The following is a 17,177-nucleotide window of genomic DNA, read 5'->3' as shown; positions in this document are numbered from 1 at the left end:
TGTGTCACCGCCCAGGGCGAACGCCTCGTCGGCCGCGCGGACGTGCAGCGCGTCCCGGTCCGGGTCGGCGTATACGGCGACGGATGTGATCCCTGCGTCCTTGCAGGCCCGCGCGACCCGGACCGCGATCTCGCCGCGATTGGCGATCAGTACCTTGCGCACCGCGCCTCCGCCGCCGATGAGAGTGGCCTCAGCGGTCTCAGTCGATCCCGCGCTGGATGTGCGGCTCATCGCCACCGTCCTCCTCTCCTGCCAACAGCGCTCGCGGCGGCGAGGGCCGCTCCGTGGGCTGGTTCCGCGTTGTGCCGCGTGCCGAGTCGCCGCGGTGTGTTCCGGACATGTCCATCTCCTCCAACTCCTGCTCCATGACGCTCCCTTGGGATGTACTCGTCTGGGATGTACTCGCCTCCCCGCGCTACCGCCGCCAGCCGATGGGGCGATACGACGCGTGGCGCTCCGGGCGGTCCCACAGGGGGACGGGCGGGGCGGCGGGGGTGCCCGGGCCGGCGATCATGGCCCTGGAGAGCAACGCCACGGTCAGGGCGGCGAGTTCGTCGTCGGAGGGCAGGCCGCGTTCCACGCGGACCAGAGGGGCCGGGGCGGTGCGCTCGATGGCTGTGGTCACCTGGATCAGCTCCGTTCGGGTGGGGCGGGCAGGACTGGTGGGGTCACTGGGGCGGGTTGCCGTGCTTGCGCGAGGGCAGCTCGGCGTGCTTGGTCCGCAGCATGTGCAGGGAGCGGATCAGCACCTCGCGGGTCTCGGCGGGGTCGATCACGTCGTCCACCAGGCCCCGCTCGGCCGCGTAGTACGGGTGCATCAGCTCGGCCTTGTACTCCTTGACCATGCGGGCCCGCATCGCCTCGGGGTCGTCGGCGCCGGCGATCTGGCGCCGGAAGATGACGTTCGCGGCGCCCTCGGCGCCCATCACCGCGATCTCGTTGGTGGGCCAGGCGTACGACAGGTCAGCGCCCACGGAACGGGAGTCCATGACGATGTAGGCACCGCCGTACGCCTTGCGCAGGATGAGCTGGATGCGGGGGACGGTGGCGTTGCAGTACGCGTACAGCAGCTTGGCGCCGTGCCGGATGATGCCGCCGTGCTCCTGGTCGACGCCGGGCAGGAAGCCGGGGACGTCGAGGAGTGTCACGAGCGGGATGTTGAAGGCGTCGCACATCTGGACGAAGCGGGCGGCCTTCTCGGACGCGTTGATGTCGAGGACGCCGGCCAGCGACTGGGGCTGATTGGCCACGATGCCGACGGTCTGGCCGTCGAGGCGGGCCAGGGCGACGATGACGTTGCCGGCCCAGCGCTCGTGGATCTCCAGAAAGTCGCCGTCGTCGACGAGCGACTCGATCACCGCGCGCATGTCGTAGGGGCGGTTGCCGTCGGCGGGGACCAGGTCGAGGAGTTCCTCGCAGCGCCGGTCGGCCGGGTCGTCGGGCGCCGTCGCCGGGGGCCTCTCACGGTTGTTCTGCGGGAGCAGCGAGAGGAGGTAACGGACCTCGGCGAGGCAGGTCTCCTCGTCGTCGTACGCGAAGTGGCACACGCCGGACGTCTCGGCGTGGACGTCGGCGCCGCCCAGGCCGTTCTGGCTGATCTCCTCGCCCGTGACCGCCTTGACCACGTCCGGGCCGGTGATGAACATCTGCGAGGTCTCGCGGACCATGAACACGAAGTCCGTGAGGGCCGGGCTGTACGCCGCGCCGCCCGCGCAGGGGCCGAGCATCACGCTGATCTGCGGGATCACGCCGGACGCCTTGGTGTTGCGCTGGAAGATGCCGCCGTAGCCGGCGAGGGCGGTGACGCCTTCCTGGATGCGGGCGCCGGCGCCGTCGTTCAGGGAGACCAGGGGCGCGCCGGCCGCGATGGCCATGTCCATGATCTTGTGGATCTTCTCGGCGTGGGCCTCGCCGAGCGCGCCGCCGAAGATGCGGAAGTCGTGGGCGTAGACGAAGACCGTACGGCCTTCCACCGTGCCCCAGCCGGTGATCACACCGTCCGTGTGCGGCTTCTTGGCCTCCAGGCCGAACCCGGTCGCCCGGTGCCGGCGCAGCTGCTCGACCTCCTGGAAGGACCCCGGGTCCAGGAGCAGCTCGATCCGCTCCCGGGCCGTCAACTTGCCTTTGTCACGCTGTCGTTGGGTGGCGGCCGGGTCCGGGCCCTCGGCGATCTCGCGCCGGAGACTCGCCAGCTCCTCGACACCACTACGCATCGGATCCTCCCTTGCCGTCCGCACAAGCCGTCGTCGTCATCCCGCGCCCACCAGCTCGCGCTCCTCCGGCATGCCCGCCACCGCGGACATGCGGCTCCTGGCGGCCTCGGCCAGTACGCGGTCGAGGTCTTCCGGGACGCCCAGCGCGACGGCGCGTGCCTCGGGGCGGGCCCGCTGGAGCAGGCGGGTGAGCGGTCCCGCCGGTGCCAGCTCGATGTGCAGGGCGCCGGGGGCCCGGCGGGCTATCGCCTGCGCGCACAGGTCCCAGCGGACCGGCGAGGTGATCTGGGTGATCAGCCGGCGCCGCAGGTCCTCCGGGCCGGCGACCGGCTCGCCCTCTCCGTTGCCCAGCAGCGCCGAGGCGGGCTCCGCGATCCGTACGTCCTCGATGGCGCGGGCGAACTGTGCCACCGCGAGCGCCATGGCCTCGGTGTGGAAGGCGCCGGCGACGGCGAGCGGCGAGACCCGGATGCCCGGCGGCGGCGCGTCGGCGAGGGCCTCGACCCGGTCGGCCGGTCCCGCCGCCACGAACTGGTGGCTGCCGTTGAAGTTGGCCACCGTCAGGCCTGCCGTACCGACGGCGGCGACGATCTCCTCGTCCGAGGCGGGGTTCCGCCTGGCCGGCATCACCGCGGCCATGCCGGTCGGCGCCACCGCGCACGCCGCCGACATCGCCGCGCCGCGCACCCGGGCGAGGGCGACCGCGTCCCGGGGGCTGAGGTAGCCGGCTCCCGCCGCCGCGGCCAGCTCGCCGACCGAGTGGCCCGCGAACAGCACCTCACCGGCGGCCGAGGGCAGCCTGTCGCGCAGCAGTTGGTGGGCCAGCAGGGACGCGGCGACGATCAGGGGCTGGGCGTAGGCCGTGTCGGCCAGCAGGGCCTCGTCACGGCCGGCCTCGACCAGGTCCAAGCCCGCGGCCCGCGACCAGTCGGCGACGAGGGCGGGTGCCCCGGGGACGGCGTCCAGCCAGGGATCGAGCATCCCGGGCCGCTGGACTCCCTGTCCCGGGGCGGTCACGACATAGTGGTACACCACCGGATCCTCCGTTTCGGAAATCTTCGGAAATCTTCGGGAATCTTGAGAATGTTGGGAATCTTGAGAATCTTGGGAAATCTCAGCTGCCGCTGACGTAGCCCTCGAACGAGTCGGCGGGGCGCAGCAGGGTGATGGCGCGTTCGACTTCGAGGACGGTACGACCGTCCCCGGCCCGGGAGACCCCGGCGAACGTGGCCGTCTCCTCGTCCCGGTCGACCAACTCCACGGTGTGTACCAGCAGTTCACCGGCGCGCGCCGCGTCGGGCATCCGTACGCCGCGCGCCGATCCGAAGATCAGCAGCTGACGGTCGTCCGGATCGGTCTCCCGCATCAGGAGCAGCCCGCAGGCCTGGAGGAACGACTCCAGGGTGAGGCTGGCGGGGAACCGGCCCGGCCGGGAGCCGCCCAGGTGGGCGTCCAGCTCGTGGTAGGTCACGGCCTTGGTGGCCTCAAGGGCGCCCGGCGTGTGCCGGACGATCCGGTCGACCTGGAGCGCCGGGTAGCCGTAGGGCAGCAGGTCGCCGGGGTCGGGCAGCCCGTCGGAAAGAGCCTGGGCCTGGGTCTGCGTCTCGGAAAGGGCCTGGGCCTGGGTCTGCGTCTCGGAAAGGGACTGGGCCTGCGTCGGGGTGGTCATGTCCGGCTCCTCCACGTCGCGGTGATGCGGGCGATGCGCCGGCCGCCGCTGCTGCACGTGGCCTTGGTGACCAGGCTCGTACGGTCGCCGCTGACCGCGACCTCGAACGTCACCTCGTCGCCGGCCAGCGCCGGGCGGCTGAACCGGGCCGAAGCGAGCTCCACCAGCTCGATACCGCCCAGGGCGCCGTCGAGGTGCAGTTCGAGCATCTGCTGGAGGCTCTCGATGAGGAACACTCCCGGATACACCGTCAGGGACGGGAAGTGCCCGGCGAGATAGGGGTCGTCGGTGGTGATCGTCTTGCGGCCGATGAAGCCTCCGTCGACCGCTTCGACGCTGTCCACGGCCACCAGCGGCATCCGGCGCGCGTCGGGCCGTACGGGAATCGTCGCCGCGCCCATCAGACGCCCATGCCGACGCCGCCGCCGATCGGGATCGAGGCGCCGGTGATGAAGCCGGCGTCCTCGGAGACGAGGAAGGAGACCAGTGCGGCCACCTCCTCGGGCCGGCCGGTGCGGCGCAGCGCCGTCTGGGAGACGATCTCCTTGCGCCGCCGGTCCGACAGGTCGGCGATCATGTCGGTCTCGATCAGACCCGGCAGTACGACGTTGGAGGTGATCCCGGCCCGGCCGAGCTCCCAGGCGAGGGAGCGGGCGACACCGATCAGGCCGCTCTTGGAGGCCGAGTAGTTGACCTGGCCGGGCGATCCCCACAGGGCGACGATGGAGGACACGAAGACGAAGCGGCCCCACTTGTTGGCCAGCATGTCCGGCACGGTCTCGCGGGCCACGTTGATGGAGCCGGTGAGGTTGGTGTCGAGGACCTCCTGGACGCCCTCCTGGGTCTGGGTGAGCAGCAGGCCGTCGTTCATGATGCCGGCGCAGTTCACGACGATGTCGATCTCGCCGACGATCTCGCGGGCCTGCTCCACCGCCGTGCGCACCGACTCCGGGTCGCGCACGTCGCACTGGACGAAGGAGACGCCTTCGAGTTCGGGCCGGGTGGTGCGGGCGGTGCCGACCACGCGGTAGCCCTGCTTGTTCAGGTCGCTCGCGATCGCCGCGCCGATACCCCGGCTGGCTCCCGTGACGAACACCGATCGACTGGTCATCATGCTGCTCCTTGGTGGGGTGCGCCGGAGCGCACGAGGTGGTGGGGTGCGCCGGAGCGCACGATCGAGTCGATCCGCTCGATGGCGGCACGCGTGGCGGCCCCGCCGCCGAGCACGCCGACCCAGCCCGCGCGCCGCGCACCGGCGACGTTGTCGTCCAGGTCGTCGACGAGGACGTTGGACTCGGGGGGCAGGCCGGAGCGTGACTCGGCGTGGCGGAACATCCCGGCGTCGGGTTTGCGGGCCTGGAGGTCGCAGGAGAGCAGGACCTCGTCGAACAGCTCGTCCCAGTCCAGGAAGCCCGCGAAGTGGTCCTTCCAGTCGACGGGGAGGTTGGAGATCACGCCCACGAAGGCGCCCGCCTGCCGCCATGAGCGCAGGGCGGCGAGCCACTCGGGGTCGAGCCGGCGGTCGCTCCACCACTCGGGGCCGAGCCCGGACAGGTCGGCGCGCACGCCGAACCGGGCGGACAGCTCCTGCTCGATCTCCGCCGCCCACTGGCGCTCCGAGAGGATCCCGGAGTCCAGTACGGCCATCCCGTCCGGGCAGCCGTGGCGGTCGGCGATGACACGCAGGCACTGCCCGAGCTGTTCGGGGGTGAACGGCTTGCCCTCGCAGTAGGCGCGCAGTCCCTCCCGCAGCGGCGGGGTCATCACCCCGCGGAAGTCGGTCCAGATCGCCGTCCTCGTCGCGGTCCTCGTCGCGCTCCTCGTCGCCGTCCTCATCACGCCTGCCTCTTTCCGCCGGGGGCGGGGGCCAGCGCGAACGACATCCGGGTGACGACGAGGTCGCCCTGGAGGCAGTTCACGTCGACCCGCCGCTCGCCGGGCCGGGCCACGAGCCGGATCGGCGCGTCGAGTTCGGCGAAGTTGTCGAAGGTGGCGCTTACCGCGGTGACCAGGTGCCCGGCGGGGTCCGGCGTGCCGGACAGCGCCAGCTGCCGGCCGGCCTCGATGAGCACCATCGCCGGATAGTGGTCGTAGTCGTGGTCGAAGAGGCTGCCGTTGCCGAAGTCCGGGGCCAGGTCCGCGACCAGGGTGCCCGCCTCACGCCGTACGCCGGCGATCGCCACGTCGGCGGCCTCGGTGCGGGCCACGCTCGCCGGTGTGCTGAGGGCGGTCCGGGGGCCGGCGGCGGAGCGCAGGGCCGCGGTGGTCGGGGCGGGCGAGCCGCCCCGCTGGTAGGCCCGCAGCTCCGGGTAGCGGCCCTTGGGCAGGCCCTGCACCGCCATCGACGTACGGACCACGGTCCGGCCGGAGCCGTCCGTGCCGCGCTGGTGGTACGTGATCTGCTTCGGCGAGCCGTCGCCGCGCAACCGGAGTTCCTCGAACTCCGACAGGATCGTCAGCTCTCCTTCGAGGCCCGCCAGTTGTGCGGGCTCGGTGATCTCCATGTCGATCGAGTTGAAGAAGAACGCGATGTCGGACGAGAGGTCCTCGAACTCGTGCGCCGCGCTGAGCGCCGCCTGGCGGCAGGCCTCGATCAGCAGCAGGGCGTCCAGCCAGTGGGTTCCCGGGTGGTCGCGGTAGTACGGGCTGAGGTCCGTGGTGACCGTCGTACCGCCGTAGCCGCCGTCCTCGGCCCGCCAGGGCGGGGAGACCAGGATCTCCTGTTCGTTGGCGCGGTGGACCAGCTCCCGGCGGACCCGGGTGCCGGGCGCCGTCGCCACGGGGGTGGGGCTCATGCGTGCTCCTCGATGGTGAGCACGGCCGCGGCCACCGCCCCGGACTCGTCGACCCCGGTGATCAGCACGCCGGTGCCGGGCCGGCCGAGGGCGACCGCGGCGGCGAGCTGCATGGCGCCCAGGGCGCCGCCGCACTCACCGACCGCGGCCCGCACGTCCACGCGTTCGGCGTCGACGTGGTCGAGGGCCGACTCCTCCGCGGTCTGCAGAGCCGTTCCGACGTTTCCGGGCAGGACCAGGTCGATGCCGGTGCCGGCGGCTTCGGCCGCCGCCCGCGCCCGGTCGACCGCGCGGCGCAGCGCGGCGGTGCGGCCGGCCTGGGTGCGCTCGGGGGCGAACATCACCTCGCAGGCGGTCACCGTGGCCACGGCCGGCGGGGCGTCCGCTCCGGCGGGTTCGAGGGCGACCAGGGCCGCGCCCTCGCCGATGAAGACGGACTCCTGGACCTCCTTCTTCAGCCGGATTCCCCACGCGGTGTGGGGCGACAGCTCCTCGACGCCGCCGACGAGCATCCGCTCGGCGTGACCGCAGCGGATCAGCCGGGCCGCGTAAGCCAGCGCGGACAGGGCGCTGACGGTGCCGTTGGCGAGGGTGGAGTTGGGGCCGCGGAAGCTGTGCCAGATCGCTATCTGGCTGGCGCAGCAGTTCATCGTGGTGTTGGGGAAGACCGCCGGGTTGACGAGGTCGGTGCCCTTGCCCTCGATGATGTCGATGTCCAGGTCGACGCTGCTGCGCAGGCTGCCGATGACCGTGCCCATGGCGATCCCGGTGGACGCCCAGGACGCCTCGCCGATCGCGGCCCGCTCGTCCAGCGACCGCTTGAGCAGGGTGGCGGCGGCGAGGCCGAGCCTCGTGGTGCGGTCGAGGTTCTTCGTGCCCTTGCGCGGCACATAGTCGGTGATCGTGAAGTCCGGTACGGCCGCGACCTGGCCGGGCAGACCCTCGTACTGGGTGACGTCCTCGGCGGGGGCGCCGCCGGGGGCCGCGCCCGGCTCACGGAGCCGGGCGCGCAGGGCGTCCAGGCCGACACCGGCCGCGGACAGCACCGACACATCGGAGATCTGGAGTTCTGCTGCCGCGCTCATCGCGGTCCCTCCCCCGCGCCGACGGGCTCGCCGTCGGCATAGGCGCCGAAAATGGTGATGGCGTTGTTGCCGCCGAAGGCGAAGCCGTGGTTCTGCGCGACGCGCACCGCGGCTCCCTTGGCACCGTTGCCGACGAAGTCGATGCCCTCGCCGAACGCCGGGTCGACGGTGCGCAGGTTGATGGTGGGCGGCAGGAAGGCGTCCTCGATCGCCTTGCAGCAGGCGATCGCGCCGAATCCGCTGGCCGCGCCCATCGTGTGGCCCAGCATCGACTTGATGGAGCTCATCGGCGGGTGCTCGTCGCCGAACACCAGCCGGGTCGCGGTGACCTCGGTGATGTCGTTGGTCGGCGTGCCGGTGCCGTGGGCGCAGATGTAGTCGACGTCCTCGGCGACGATGCCCGAGTTGGCGTGCGCCCGCCGGATGCAGGTGGCGATGGACTCCGCGTCCGGGTGGACGATGTGGTGGGCGTCGCAGCTGAGCCCGTAGCCGAGCAGTTCGGCGTAGATGTGGGCGCCGCGCGCCTTGGCGTGCTCCAGTTCCTCCAGGACCAGCACCGCGCCGCCCTCGGCGGTGACGATGCCCGAACGGTCCTGGTCGAAGGGCCGGGGCACCCCGTCGGCGACCGCGCCGAGGCTGAGGAAGCCGGCGTGGGTGAAGCGGTTCACGCTGTCCGCGCCGCCGGCCACCATCACGTCGGCCTCACCGGCGATGATCTTGTCAGCGGCGCTGCCGATGGCGTAGTTGGCGGCCGAGCACGCCGTCGGGATGACGACGGTCTCGCCGTACAGGCCCAGTTCGGTGGCCGCGGCGGCGGCGATGTTGCCGGCCGAGATCCGGCGGGCCACGTCGGCGGAGAGGGTGCTGGGGCCGCCGTCCAGCCACTGGTGGGTCAGGGTGTCGACGGAGGGTGCCTCACCGTTGGTGGTGCCGATGATCGCGCCCGCCGTCGCCCGGGTCTCCTCGTCGAGTTCGAGCCCGGAGTCGTCCATCGCGAGCCGGGCAGCGGCGGCCGCGAAGTGGGCCGTACGTCCCCAGTCGTCGAGGTCGATGGTGCGGACGATCGCGGCGGGGTCGAAGCCCTGCACCTCGCCGGCCAGCCGGACCGGGAAGTCACCGGCGTCGAAGGACGCGATCTCGGAGACTCCGCTCAGACCGGCCTTGATGCCCTCGGTGAACTCCTCGACGCCGGTGCCGATGCTGCTCACACATCCCATGCCGGTGACGACGACCCGGCGTGCCGGGCGCATCACTGGTCGCCGCCCTTGCCGTCGCGGATGTCGATGATGCGCTGCACGAGGAGCTCGACGGTGCGCAGGTCGACGGCCTGCTCGCGGGGCACCCGGATGCCCAGCTGCTTGTTGACGCGGGCCAGGACCTGGATCAGGCCGAGGGAGTCGGCGCCGTAGAACTCGATCAGGTCGGCGGCGCCGTCGACCTCGTCGGGCTCGGCGTCCAGCTCCAGCTCGTCGACGATGATGTCGAGGGTGGTCTCGCGGATGGTCTCGTCGGAAACGAAAGCAGTGGTCATTTTTCTTCTTCCTTCGGTGGGTGTGTCTTCTTCGTGGAGGGGTGGGTGGGTCAGGCGACGGACTCCAGCACCAGGCAGGACCAGGTGTAGCCGCCGCCCGCGTTCACCACGACGGTGATGTCGCCGGGTTCCAGGGCGTGTTCGTCGTGGGTGTCCTCGATGTTGGCGCCGACGTCGGCGACGCCCAGGTGGGCCGTGCGGTCGCCCCACCAGACCAGCTTCTCGGCGCCGAAGAGCGGGGCGAGCTGGGCCCGGTAGACGGTCTCGAAGATCTTTCCGCTGAGCCGGGGCACCGAGACGACGCGGATACGGCTCTCGCCGCCGTCGAGTCCGGCGTCCTCAAGGGCCTGGCGCACGCACCCCGTGAGGGCCTCACGGGAGCGGCCCATGAACCCGTCCATGCCGTACTGCGTGAGGTACGCCTTCTTGGCCGCCTTCAGGTCCACCCGGCCGCCGTCCCGCAGGGCGGGGCCGGGGGTCGCGGTGTATCCGGACCGGTTCATCTCTTCGAGCTCGGGGGCCGCCTTGCTGGCGATCGAGACGATACGGAAGGCGTTCCGTGCGGCCGGCTCTCGCGAGACCAGCATCGCGGTGCCCGCGTCGCCGTGCACACAGCCGTAGTTGAGGTTCCAGCGGTCGACCTGCGGGAACTGCATGGCGTCGGCCGCCGTGACGGCGCCGGTCCGGATGGTGTCGTCGGCCCGCATCGCCCGGACGGTGAGTTCGAGCGCCGCCATGGGGGCGTTGCACCCCTGCGAGAGATTCATCGGTACGACGCCCAGGGCACCGGTCCGGTGGGCGACGTAGTGCGCCGCGCTCCAGATGTCGAAGCCCTGGTGCCACCATCCGCAGTGGATCAGCAGGTCCACGTCCGAGGCGTCCGTGCCGGTCGACTTGAGCGACTGGCGCAGGGCCTCCACGGCCATGTCGGCGGCCGGCGCGTTCTCGTCGAAGACGGGTACGTCCGGGTTGCCGATGGTCTCGTCGAAGTCGCGGACCAGCCCCTGCGCCAGCGCCTCGGCCACCGGGACGCGCGTGGTGGGATAGGACACCGCGCAGCCGTTGAGGTACAGGTCGCCGATGAACATGTCAGTCCCCGGTCTTCTGCGTGAGGGCCGCGCCGCCGAAGAGCAGGAGCAGGGCGCCGACCACGAGGTAGGCGGCGGTCACGGTGACGAACCCGAGGTTCATGTCGCCGCCGGCGGCGAAGCTGATGAACACCTGGCCCAGGACCGCCGTGCCGACGGCGACCGAGGTCTGCTGGGTGGTCGACATGATCCCGCTGCCCGCGCCCGCCTGGTCCGGCGGCAGGGCGGTGAGGATCGTGCGGAACACCGGCGGGATGAACAGGCCGTTGCCGACACCGATGAGGAACATCGCGACGATGAGCTCGTAGAAGTGCAGGTGCGGCCACCACGCCTTGGCGGCGACGATCAGCAGGGCCAGACCGGCGACGAGGAAGCCGCCGCCGACGTTCACGGTGCGCATGCCGAACTTGCCCATGACCTTCGGTGCCCGCAGCGAGCCGAGGAAGGCGCCCACGGCCAGCGGGGCCACCGACAGGCCGGACTCCACCGCGCTCATGCCGTTGCCGTCCTGGAGGGCGAGCGGGACCGCGAAGGAGAAGCCGCTGAAGACCAGGAAGCCGGAGCCGAGGACGAGCAGACCGCGGTTGACCGGACGCAGCCGGACCAGCGACGGCGGGATCAGCGGGGTGCGCCCCTGCTGCTCCAACTTCCGCTCGTAGCGCCACAGTACGACGCCGGCGACGACCGCGAGCGCGATCAGCGCCCAGCACCACACGGCCCAGTGCACCTGCCGGCCGACGCTGAGCGGGATCAGCAGCGCGAGCACGCCGACGCCGAGGAGTACCGTGCCGCCGAGGTCCATGGGCTGGTTGGCGGCGGCCTTGGTGTCGGGCACCTGGGCCTTCGCGCCGATCAGGGCCAGGATGCCCAGCGGGACGTTCACCAGGAAGATGGGCCGCCATTCCAGGCCCGCGATGTTCGCCCAGACGAGGACGCCGCCGAGCAGCTGGCCAGCCGCGGCCGACAGGCCGCCGATCGCTCCGTACAGGCCGATGGCGCGGGTCTTGGCCGCGTCGGCCAGGGAGGTCTGGATCGTGGAGAGCGCCTGCGGGAGCAGGAAGGCGGCCGATCCGCCCTGCAGGACCCGGGCGACGATCAGGGAGTCGATGTTCGGTGCCAGCCCGCAGGCCAGCGAGGTCAGGGTGAACGCCAGGACACCGATCTGCAACAGGCGCCGGCGGCCGTAGCGGTCACCGAGTTTGCCGCCCAGCACCAGGAGGATGGCATAGGCGATGACATAGCCGCTGACCACGAACTGCGACACCGAGGCGTCGGTGTGCAGGGTCGACTGGATCGACGGCAGGGCGACGTTGACGATCGACGCGTCGATCATCGTCAGGGCCGCGGCGACCAGGACGATGGTCAGGCCCAGCGTGCCCATGGTCGATTGTGCTGGGCGTGGGGGGGATTTCGACACCACGGTCGACATGGAGGATTCCCTTTCTTGGGGGGACGGGAGCTACAGGCGTTCTCCGCTGGCGGCGGCGAGATGTTCGCGCAGCCGCGGGCTCATGGCGTACGCCTCCTGCTTGACGAGGTCGAACATCACCATCCGGCTGACGGCCTTGACGCTCACCTGCCGGGCGTTGTTCAGAACCCGGAAATTGAATTCGAAGCTGGACCGCCGGACATTCGAGGTCCACACCTCGACGTTGACCGGGTCGAGCGAGTACTGGAGCGGACGCAGATATCCGATCTCATGGGCCGCGACGACCGCGGTCTCCCCGTCGAAGACCCCGCTCGTCATGAGCCATCTCATACGGGCTTCTTCGATGATCCGGACGACTTCGCAGTTGTTGACGTGACCGTAGGAATCCATGTCGCCCCATCTGAGCGGGATTTCCACGGGCAGCGATTTCGTGTTCATCGGCAGGCCTGGTAGACGAACTGCCGCAGGCGATTGGTGACCGGCAGGGTGCGGGACGGGAACAGCTGCGGTGAGACCAGCGCGGCGACGCCCGAGGCGGGGTCGATGAAGAAGTTGGCGCTGCTCATCGAGAGCCAGAAGTACTCGCCCTGACGCGTCAGCAGATGGGTCTCGCGCGGTGACTCGACCGTCATGAAGCCCAGTCCGAAGCCGGCGCCGGGCATCAGTTCGTTGACGGCGGGCACGGCCCAGTTGCCGAATCCGGCGCCCAGCGTGATGTTCCCCGGCAGATGGTTGCCGCGGATCGACTCGACGGTCAGCGGCGACAGATAGTAGTCGGAGCCGCCGGCGATCCTGCCGCCCGCCGCCAGCATGCCGAGGAACTTCATGTAGTCGGCGACCGTGGTGTAGATGCCGCCGCCGCCCGACAGGAAGACCGGCTCCTCGGTGGGGTAGACGCTCGCCTGCGGGTTGTGCTCGATGCCGCCGTCGGCGGTGGGGCTGTAGATCTCGGCGTACCGGTCCTTGTTCCGCGGGTCCACGCGGAAGCCGGTGTCCGTCAGGCCCAGCGGCTCGAAGAACGACTCGCGCATGAAGACGTCGAGGCGCTTGCCGGAGACCACCTCGATGACCCGGCCCAGGACGTCGGTGCTCACGCCGTAGTTCCAGCCCGTGCCCGGCTGGAAGCGCAGCGGGAAGGAGGCCCAGGCGTCGACGGCCTCGGCGAGGCTGGTGCCGGCCGGCGGTTCCACCGTGTAGCCCTGGCCCACGTACAGGGTGTCCACGGCGTGCGACTGGTGGGCACCGTAGCCGAGGCCCGCGGTGTGGGTCAGCAGGTGCCACATCCGGATCGGCTCCAGCAGGCCCTCGGTGACGGGGGCCGCCGGCAGTCCGGTGCGGTAGACCCGCTGGTCACGGAAGGCCGGCAGATAGTCGGCCAGCGGGTCGTTCAGACCCACCAGGCCGTCCTCGACCAGCTTCATGAAGGCCACCGAGGTCATCGGCTTGCTCAGCGACCAGGTGCGGAAGATGCTGTCCGCCGTCATCGGAATTCCCTCGGCTATGTTCGCCATTCCGCCGGAGGATTCGTACTTCACCTCCCCGTGCTGCGACACCATGGCCGAATATCCGGGGATCTTTCCCTCGGCGGTCAGCCGGCCGAAGTACTTACCCAGACCGTCCAGACGATCCGCCCTGAGCTCCATGTCTTTTCATTTCCTTTCCGAGGACCGGGAATTGTGTTCTCGACCGCGAGCTCTACATTACGAGGGGTTCGGGCCCCCTGGTTCGGAACTGCACCCTAGGGTGCAGTGGAAATCTCGTTGATCATTTCTGCTAGCCTTCCGGCCCGAACTCAACTGCTCTGGGGGAGAACATGCAGAACATGACCGAGACCCGTGCCGCGCTGATACTCGTCGACCTGCAGCAGTGGATCCTGGGAATGCACCCGTGGGAGCCGACGCCCGCGGCGGCGCTCGTCGGTGCCTGTGCCCGGCTGCGCGCGGGCTTCACGGAGGTGGTGCTGGTCCGTCACCTGCACGCCGGCGGCTCCGACGGCGGGCCCGAGGCCCCTGCGGGCCGGCTGCACGAGCGTGTCGCACCGGGGCCGGGCGACCTGGTGGTCGTCAAGCACGGCCTCGACGCGTTCGAGGGGACGGATCTGGCGGCGCGGCTGGCCGCGCGGGGGATCAGCGACGTGGTGATCGCCGGCCTGTCGACGGCGCACGCAGTGGCCGCCACGGCCCGGACGGCGCTGGCATCGGGCTACCGGGTCACCCTGGTCTCCGATGCCACCACCACGGTCTCGGCCGCCGAACAGGACCGGGTCCTCGGTCAGTTGGCCGCGGCGGGTGCCGCGGTGCGCACGGCCGAGGAGATCCTGTCCGGACGGCTCGTCACTGGTAGCTGACGGCCGTCGGCCGGACCACGTACACCACGCGGTCCTTGACATCCTGGGGCAGCCGGCCGTTCAGCTCCCTGCTGTAGCGGTCGGCCAGTTCCACGAAGAACGCGCCGGAGGAGTCGTCGTCGACGCGTTCGACGACACCGCGGATCTCCAGATAGCGGTACGGCTCGTCCGGATCGTTGATGGACACGGCGACCCGCGGATCGGCCGTCACGTTCCGGTACTTGACGCGGGTCCTGGTGCTCGTGAAGCGCAGATGGGTGCCGTCCCAGGAGCACCACATCGGATTCACCTGCGGGCCGCCCTGTCCGGCCCGCGTCGTCGCCAGGTGGGCGAAGAGCGGCCGCTCCAGGAGGTCGCGGTGGCTTTCGGGTATGAGACTCATCAAGTGCCTTTGTTTTATTGCTGGTCGGGTGAGTGATTCGGCTTGGAGCGTCAGCGTGCCGGGCCGAACCAGGTGTTCAGCGCGTGGGGCAGGGTCACATCGGTCGGGGCCGCCCAGGCCACATAGCCGTCGGGGCGCACCAGCACCGCGTCCACGCCGTCCAGGCGCGTGTCCGCGTGCCGGGCCGGTACGAGGTCGACGCGGCCGGTCCACCCGGCCGCGGCGGAGCGCAGCGCGGGGTCCTCGGTCAGGTCGAGCAGGACGCCCCGGCCGGAGTGCAGCAGCCGGGACACACGGGTGTCGCCGTCGGGGGTCTTGAGGTCGGCGTCCGGCATGCGCGCGCCCGTCAGCGGGTGGGCGCCGTCGACCGGGTAGCGCACGTCGAGCGCGCTGACCAGGCCGGTGAGCCGGCGGTTGACCTCCTCGGCCCGGATCAGCTCGGCGAACAGTTCGCGCAGGGCGTCCACCGCGTGTCCGGGGCGGCTCAGCGCGACCTGGGCGTGGGTGTTCTGGAGTACGCGCGCGCCGACCGGGTGGCGCTCGGTGTGATAGCTGTCCAGCAGGTCCTCGCCGGCGTGTCCGTGGACGGCGGCGGCCAGCTTCCAGCCGAGGTTCACCGCGTCCTGCACACCCAGGTTCAGGCCCTGTCCGCCGGACGGATTGTGGATGTGCGCGGCGTCCCCGGCGAGGAACACGCGGCCCACCCGGTACCGGTCGGCCTGCCGGGCGGCGTCGCCGAACCGGGACACCCAGATCGCATCCCGCATGCCGTGGTCGGTGCCGGCGATCCGCCGGAAGGTGGCCTTGAACTCGTCGAAGGTCACCGGGACGTCCGGGTCGGCCACCGTGTCGTACTCGATGGTCATCGCCCGGTACGTCCCGGGCTCGTACTCCAGCACCCCGGCCTGCCCGCCCGGGTGCCGGGCCAGCAGCGCCGGTGTGGCCGGGGGGTCGTCGAGGGTGACGTCGGCGATCATCGCGGTGAGCGTGGCCGGGGTGCCGGGGAAGTCCACGCCGAGCAGCCGGCGCACGGTGCTGCGGCTGCCGTCGCAGCCGACCAGGTACCGGGCCCGCAGCGGCGCGCCGCCGGCCACCTCGATGTCGACGCCGTCGGCGTCCTGGGTGAGACCGGTGACCTCGGTGCCGTACCGGATCTCCACGCCCAGTTCGGCGGCGCGCTCGGCGAGCAGCCGTTCGGTGTGCGCCTGCGGGATGAGCAGCATGTACGGGTGCCGCGTGGCGGAGGCGTCGAACTCCAGCGGCCGCAGACCGGCGAAGTGGGTGGTGGGCGCCCGCTTGTGGCCCTCCAGGAAGCGCTCGGCGAGGCCCCGTTGGTCGAGCACCTCCAGGGTCCGCGCGTGCATGCCGAGCGCCTTCGAGTGCGGTACCCGCTCGGTGAGCCGTTCCAGCACCAGCACGTCCACGCCGGCCAGCCGCAGCTCGCACGCCAGCATCAGTCCCACCGGGCCGCCGCCCGCGATGACCACGTCCGTCATGGCCCACCTCCCAAACCTTCGTCGGTCCAATGGCGTCAAGGCTTCGGTGCATGCCTCGGACGGTCATCGTGACGGCTTCCGGGGCCGGTGCACGGCCGGAACAGGGGCGACTGCAACCAAGGAACCATGCGGGAAATTCGGGGGGATGCACCCTAGGGTGCAGATGCCTCACCCGGCGCCGGAGAGCCTCGTAACGTGATCGTCGTGGCCGAGATAACCGACGGAATACTCATCTCCAAGGCGCGACCCAGCCTCGTCTTTCGTTACGCACGTCTTTCTCTGGTGGAGGCGCGCCCGACCGTTCAGATCGTCTTCCTTCTGCGGTACGCATTGGGCACCGCATTCACCTCGCGTCAACACGGGCCGAACCCGGAGCAGTTGGTCGTCGGCGCTCTCGCCTGGTGGCTGGCTGTCGTCGCCGCCTACCTCATCAATGGCGTCATGGACGTCAAGGAGGACCGCGCCAATGGGTCCGTCCGGCCGATCGCGCGGGGGGATCTGCCGGAAAGGACGGCCGCTTTCCTGACCGCGGGCGCCACCGCGGGTTCGCTTCTCCTTTCGCAATTCGTTCCCGGACTCACGATCTGGACTGCGGCATTCCTCTTGCTGGGCTGGATCTATTCGGCGCCGCCTTTTCCCGCGAAGCGCTGGAGCAGTGCGTGCGCCGTCGTGGTGTTCGGTCTCGGCTGGACCTCGTTCGCGGGCGGTGCCGCCACCGCCGGCGGCGGGCTGGACACGGCCGGACTCGTCTTCGCCACCGTCATGAGCGCCTGGATGGCCCTGGTGGGATCGGTGGTCAAGGACCTCAGCGACGTCGACGGGGACGCCACCGGCGGGCGCCGTACCGTGGCGGTACGCCATGGCGCCTGGCTGGCGCGGGCGCTCGGTGCGGCGGGCGCGCTGGCCGTCGGCACGGGCGGGGTCCTGGCGGCGCTGCGCTGGGCGCCGTTGACGCTCGCGGCGATGGTGCCGGTGGCCGTCGGAGCCGTCTGTGTGGTGGCGCAGATCGTGCGCACCGCCCGGATCGAGGGCGCGGACAAGCACACGCGCCGCAGCGCCTACCGCGCCTTCATGCGCACCCAGTACACGGCGAACCTCGTCATGGTCGCGGCCCTGGTGCTGCACGCGACGACGACGATGCG

Annotated in this window: 20 protein-coding genes; 2 read left to right on the top strand and 18 right to left on the bottom strand. The window is 71.0% G+C overall.

The features are described from left to right. The 16 genes from LE548_RS10690 to LE548_RS10615 form a co-directional block, all read right to left on the bottom strand. On the bottom strand, nucleotides 1-162 hold a 162-nt coding region (locus LE548_RS10690; RefSeq protein ID WP_225096458.1), incomplete at its 3' end, for a biotin carboxylase N-terminal domain-containing protein. Nucleotides 163-415: 253 nt separating this feature from the next. Continuing rightward, nucleotides 416-625 carry an acyl-CoA carboxylase subunit epsilon gene (locus tag LE548_RS10685; RefSeq protein WP_225096438.1) on the bottom strand — a complete coding sequence of 70 codons (210 nt, stop codon included), beginning with the start codon at nucleotides 623-625 and terminating at the stop codon, nucleotides 416-418. 43 nt (nucleotides 626-668) lie between these two features. Then, nucleotides 669-2,213: an acyl-CoA carboxylase subunit beta gene (locus LE548_RS10680; protein ID WP_225096437.1), complete on the bottom strand. Its 1,545-nt coding sequence runs from the start codon at nucleotides 2,211-2,213 to the stop codon at nucleotides 669-671. Between the two features lie 36 nt (nucleotides 2,214-2,249). Further along, entirely contained in the window at nucleotides 2,250-3,248 is a 999-nt protein-coding gene (locus LE548_RS10675) for an ACP S-malonyltransferase (protein ID WP_225096436.1), read from the bottom strand. Nucleotides 3,249-3,327: 79 nt separating this feature from the next. After that, entirely contained in the window at nucleotides 3,328-3,882 is a 555-nt protein-coding gene (locus LE548_RS10670; protein ID WP_225096435.1) for a 3-hydroxyacyl-ACP dehydratase FabZ family protein, read from the bottom strand. Beyond that, nucleotides 3,879-4,283, bottom strand: a complete 405-nt coding sequence (locus tag LE548_RS10665) for a 3-hydroxyacyl-ACP dehydratase FabZ family protein (protein ID WP_225096434.1) — start codon at nucleotides 4,281-4,283, stop codon at nucleotides 3,879-3,881. The genes LE548_RS10670 and LE548_RS10665 overlap by 4 nt, the downstream gene beginning before the upstream one ends. Then, a complete protein-coding gene (locus tag LE548_RS10660; RefSeq protein ID WP_225096433.1) occupies nucleotides 4,283-4,993 on the bottom strand; it encodes an SDR family oxidoreductase in 711 nt (236 codons plus the stop codon). The genes LE548_RS10665 and LE548_RS10660 overlap by 1 nt, the downstream gene beginning before the upstream one ends. After that, nucleotides 4,993-5,718: an HAD-IA family hydrolase gene (locus tag LE548_RS10655; RefSeq protein ID WP_225096432.1), complete on the bottom strand. Its 726-nt coding sequence runs from the start codon at nucleotides 5,716-5,718 to the stop codon at nucleotides 4,993-4,995. Before LE548_RS10655 ends, LE548_RS10660 begins: the two co-directional genes overlap by 1 nt. Beyond that, nucleotides 5,718-6,677, bottom strand: a complete 960-nt coding sequence (locus LE548_RS10650; RefSeq protein WP_225096431.1) for an AfsA-related hotdog domain-containing protein — start codon at nucleotides 6,675-6,677, stop codon at nucleotides 5,718-5,720. The genes LE548_RS10655 and LE548_RS10650 overlap by 1 nt, the downstream gene beginning before the upstream one ends. Continuing rightward, nucleotides 6,674-7,762 (bottom strand): beta-ketoacyl synthase N-terminal-like domain-containing protein, encoded by a 1,089-nt coding sequence (locus LE548_RS10645; RefSeq protein ID WP_225096430.1) that lies wholly within the window; start codon nucleotides 7,760-7,762, stop codon nucleotides 6,674-6,676. The genes LE548_RS10650 and LE548_RS10645 overlap by 4 nt, the downstream gene beginning before the upstream one ends. Next, entirely contained in the window at nucleotides 7,759-9,012 is a 1,254-nt protein-coding gene (locus LE548_RS10640; protein ID WP_225096429.1) for a beta-ketoacyl synthase, read from the bottom strand. The genes LE548_RS10645 and LE548_RS10640 overlap by 4 nt, the downstream gene beginning before the upstream one ends. Continuing rightward, nucleotides 9,012-9,293, bottom strand: a complete 282-nt coding sequence (locus LE548_RS10635) for an acyl carrier protein (RefSeq protein ID WP_225096428.1) — start codon at nucleotides 9,291-9,293, stop codon at nucleotides 9,012-9,014. Before LE548_RS10635 ends, LE548_RS10640 begins: the two co-directional genes overlap by 1 nt. 50 nt (nucleotides 9,294-9,343) lie before the next feature. Then, entirely contained in the window at nucleotides 9,344-10,381 is a 1,038-nt protein-coding gene (locus LE548_RS10630; protein WP_225096427.1) for a ketoacyl-ACP synthase III family protein, read from the bottom strand. A 1-nt stretch (nucleotide 10,382) separates the two neighbouring features. After that, complete coding sequence (locus LE548_RS10625) at nucleotides 10,383-11,762, bottom strand: MFS transporter (protein ID WP_225096426.1); 1,380 nt, start codon at nucleotides 11,760-11,762, stop codon at nucleotides 10,383-10,385. A 78-nt stretch (nucleotides 11,763-11,840) separates the two neighbouring features. Continuing rightward, nucleotides 11,841-12,248: a thioesterase family protein gene (locus LE548_RS10620; RefSeq protein WP_225096425.1), complete on the bottom strand. Its 408-nt coding sequence runs from the start codon at nucleotides 12,246-12,248 to the stop codon at nucleotides 11,841-11,843. Next, nucleotides 12,245-13,453 carry a serine hydrolase gene (locus tag LE548_RS10615; RefSeq protein ID WP_225096424.1) on the bottom strand — a complete coding sequence of 403 codons (1,209 nt, stop codon included), beginning with the start codon at nucleotides 13,451-13,453 and terminating at the stop codon, nucleotides 12,245-12,247. Before LE548_RS10615 ends, LE548_RS10620 begins: the two co-directional genes overlap by 4 nt. A gap of 179 nt (nucleotides 13,454-13,632) precedes the next feature. Here LE548_RS10615 and LE548_RS10610 point away from each other — a divergent pair, with 179 nt between their 5' ends. Further along, nucleotides 13,633-14,157 (top strand): cysteine hydrolase family protein, encoded by a 525-nt coding sequence (locus LE548_RS10610; RefSeq protein ID WP_225096423.1) that lies wholly within the window; start codon nucleotides 13,633-13,635, stop codon nucleotides 14,155-14,157. Here LE548_RS10610 and LE548_RS10605 read toward each other — a convergent pair. Next, complete coding sequence (locus LE548_RS10605) at nucleotides 14,144-14,539, bottom strand: PPOX class F420-dependent oxidoreductase (RefSeq protein ID WP_225096422.1); 396 nt, start codon at nucleotides 14,537-14,539, stop codon at nucleotides 14,144-14,146. The two genes, LE548_RS10610 and LE548_RS10605, sit on opposite strands and share 14 nt — an antisense overlap. A gap of 50 nt (nucleotides 14,540-14,589) precedes the next feature. Further along, a complete protein-coding gene (locus LE548_RS10600; protein ID WP_225096421.1) occupies nucleotides 14,590-16,035 on the bottom strand; it encodes an FAD-dependent monooxygenase in 1,446 nt (481 codons plus the stop codon). A 195-nt stretch (nucleotides 16,036-16,230) separates the two neighbouring features. Here LE548_RS10600 and LE548_RS10595 point away from each other — a divergent pair. Further along, nucleotides 16,231-17,177 (top strand): UbiA family prenyltransferase (locus tag LE548_RS10595; protein ID WP_225096420.1); only part of this gene is annotated, 947 nt, incomplete at its 3' end.

The sequence above is a fragment of the Streptomyces sp. CoH27 genome (assembly GCF_020181035.1).
GTDB classification, from domain to species: Bacteria; Actinomycetota; Actinomycetes; order Streptomycetales; family Streptomycetaceae; genus Streptomyces; species Streptomyces camelliae.
The sequence above is the reverse complement of the archived record's forward strand: the minus strand, read 5'-3'. Positions and strand labels throughout refer to the sequence as shown.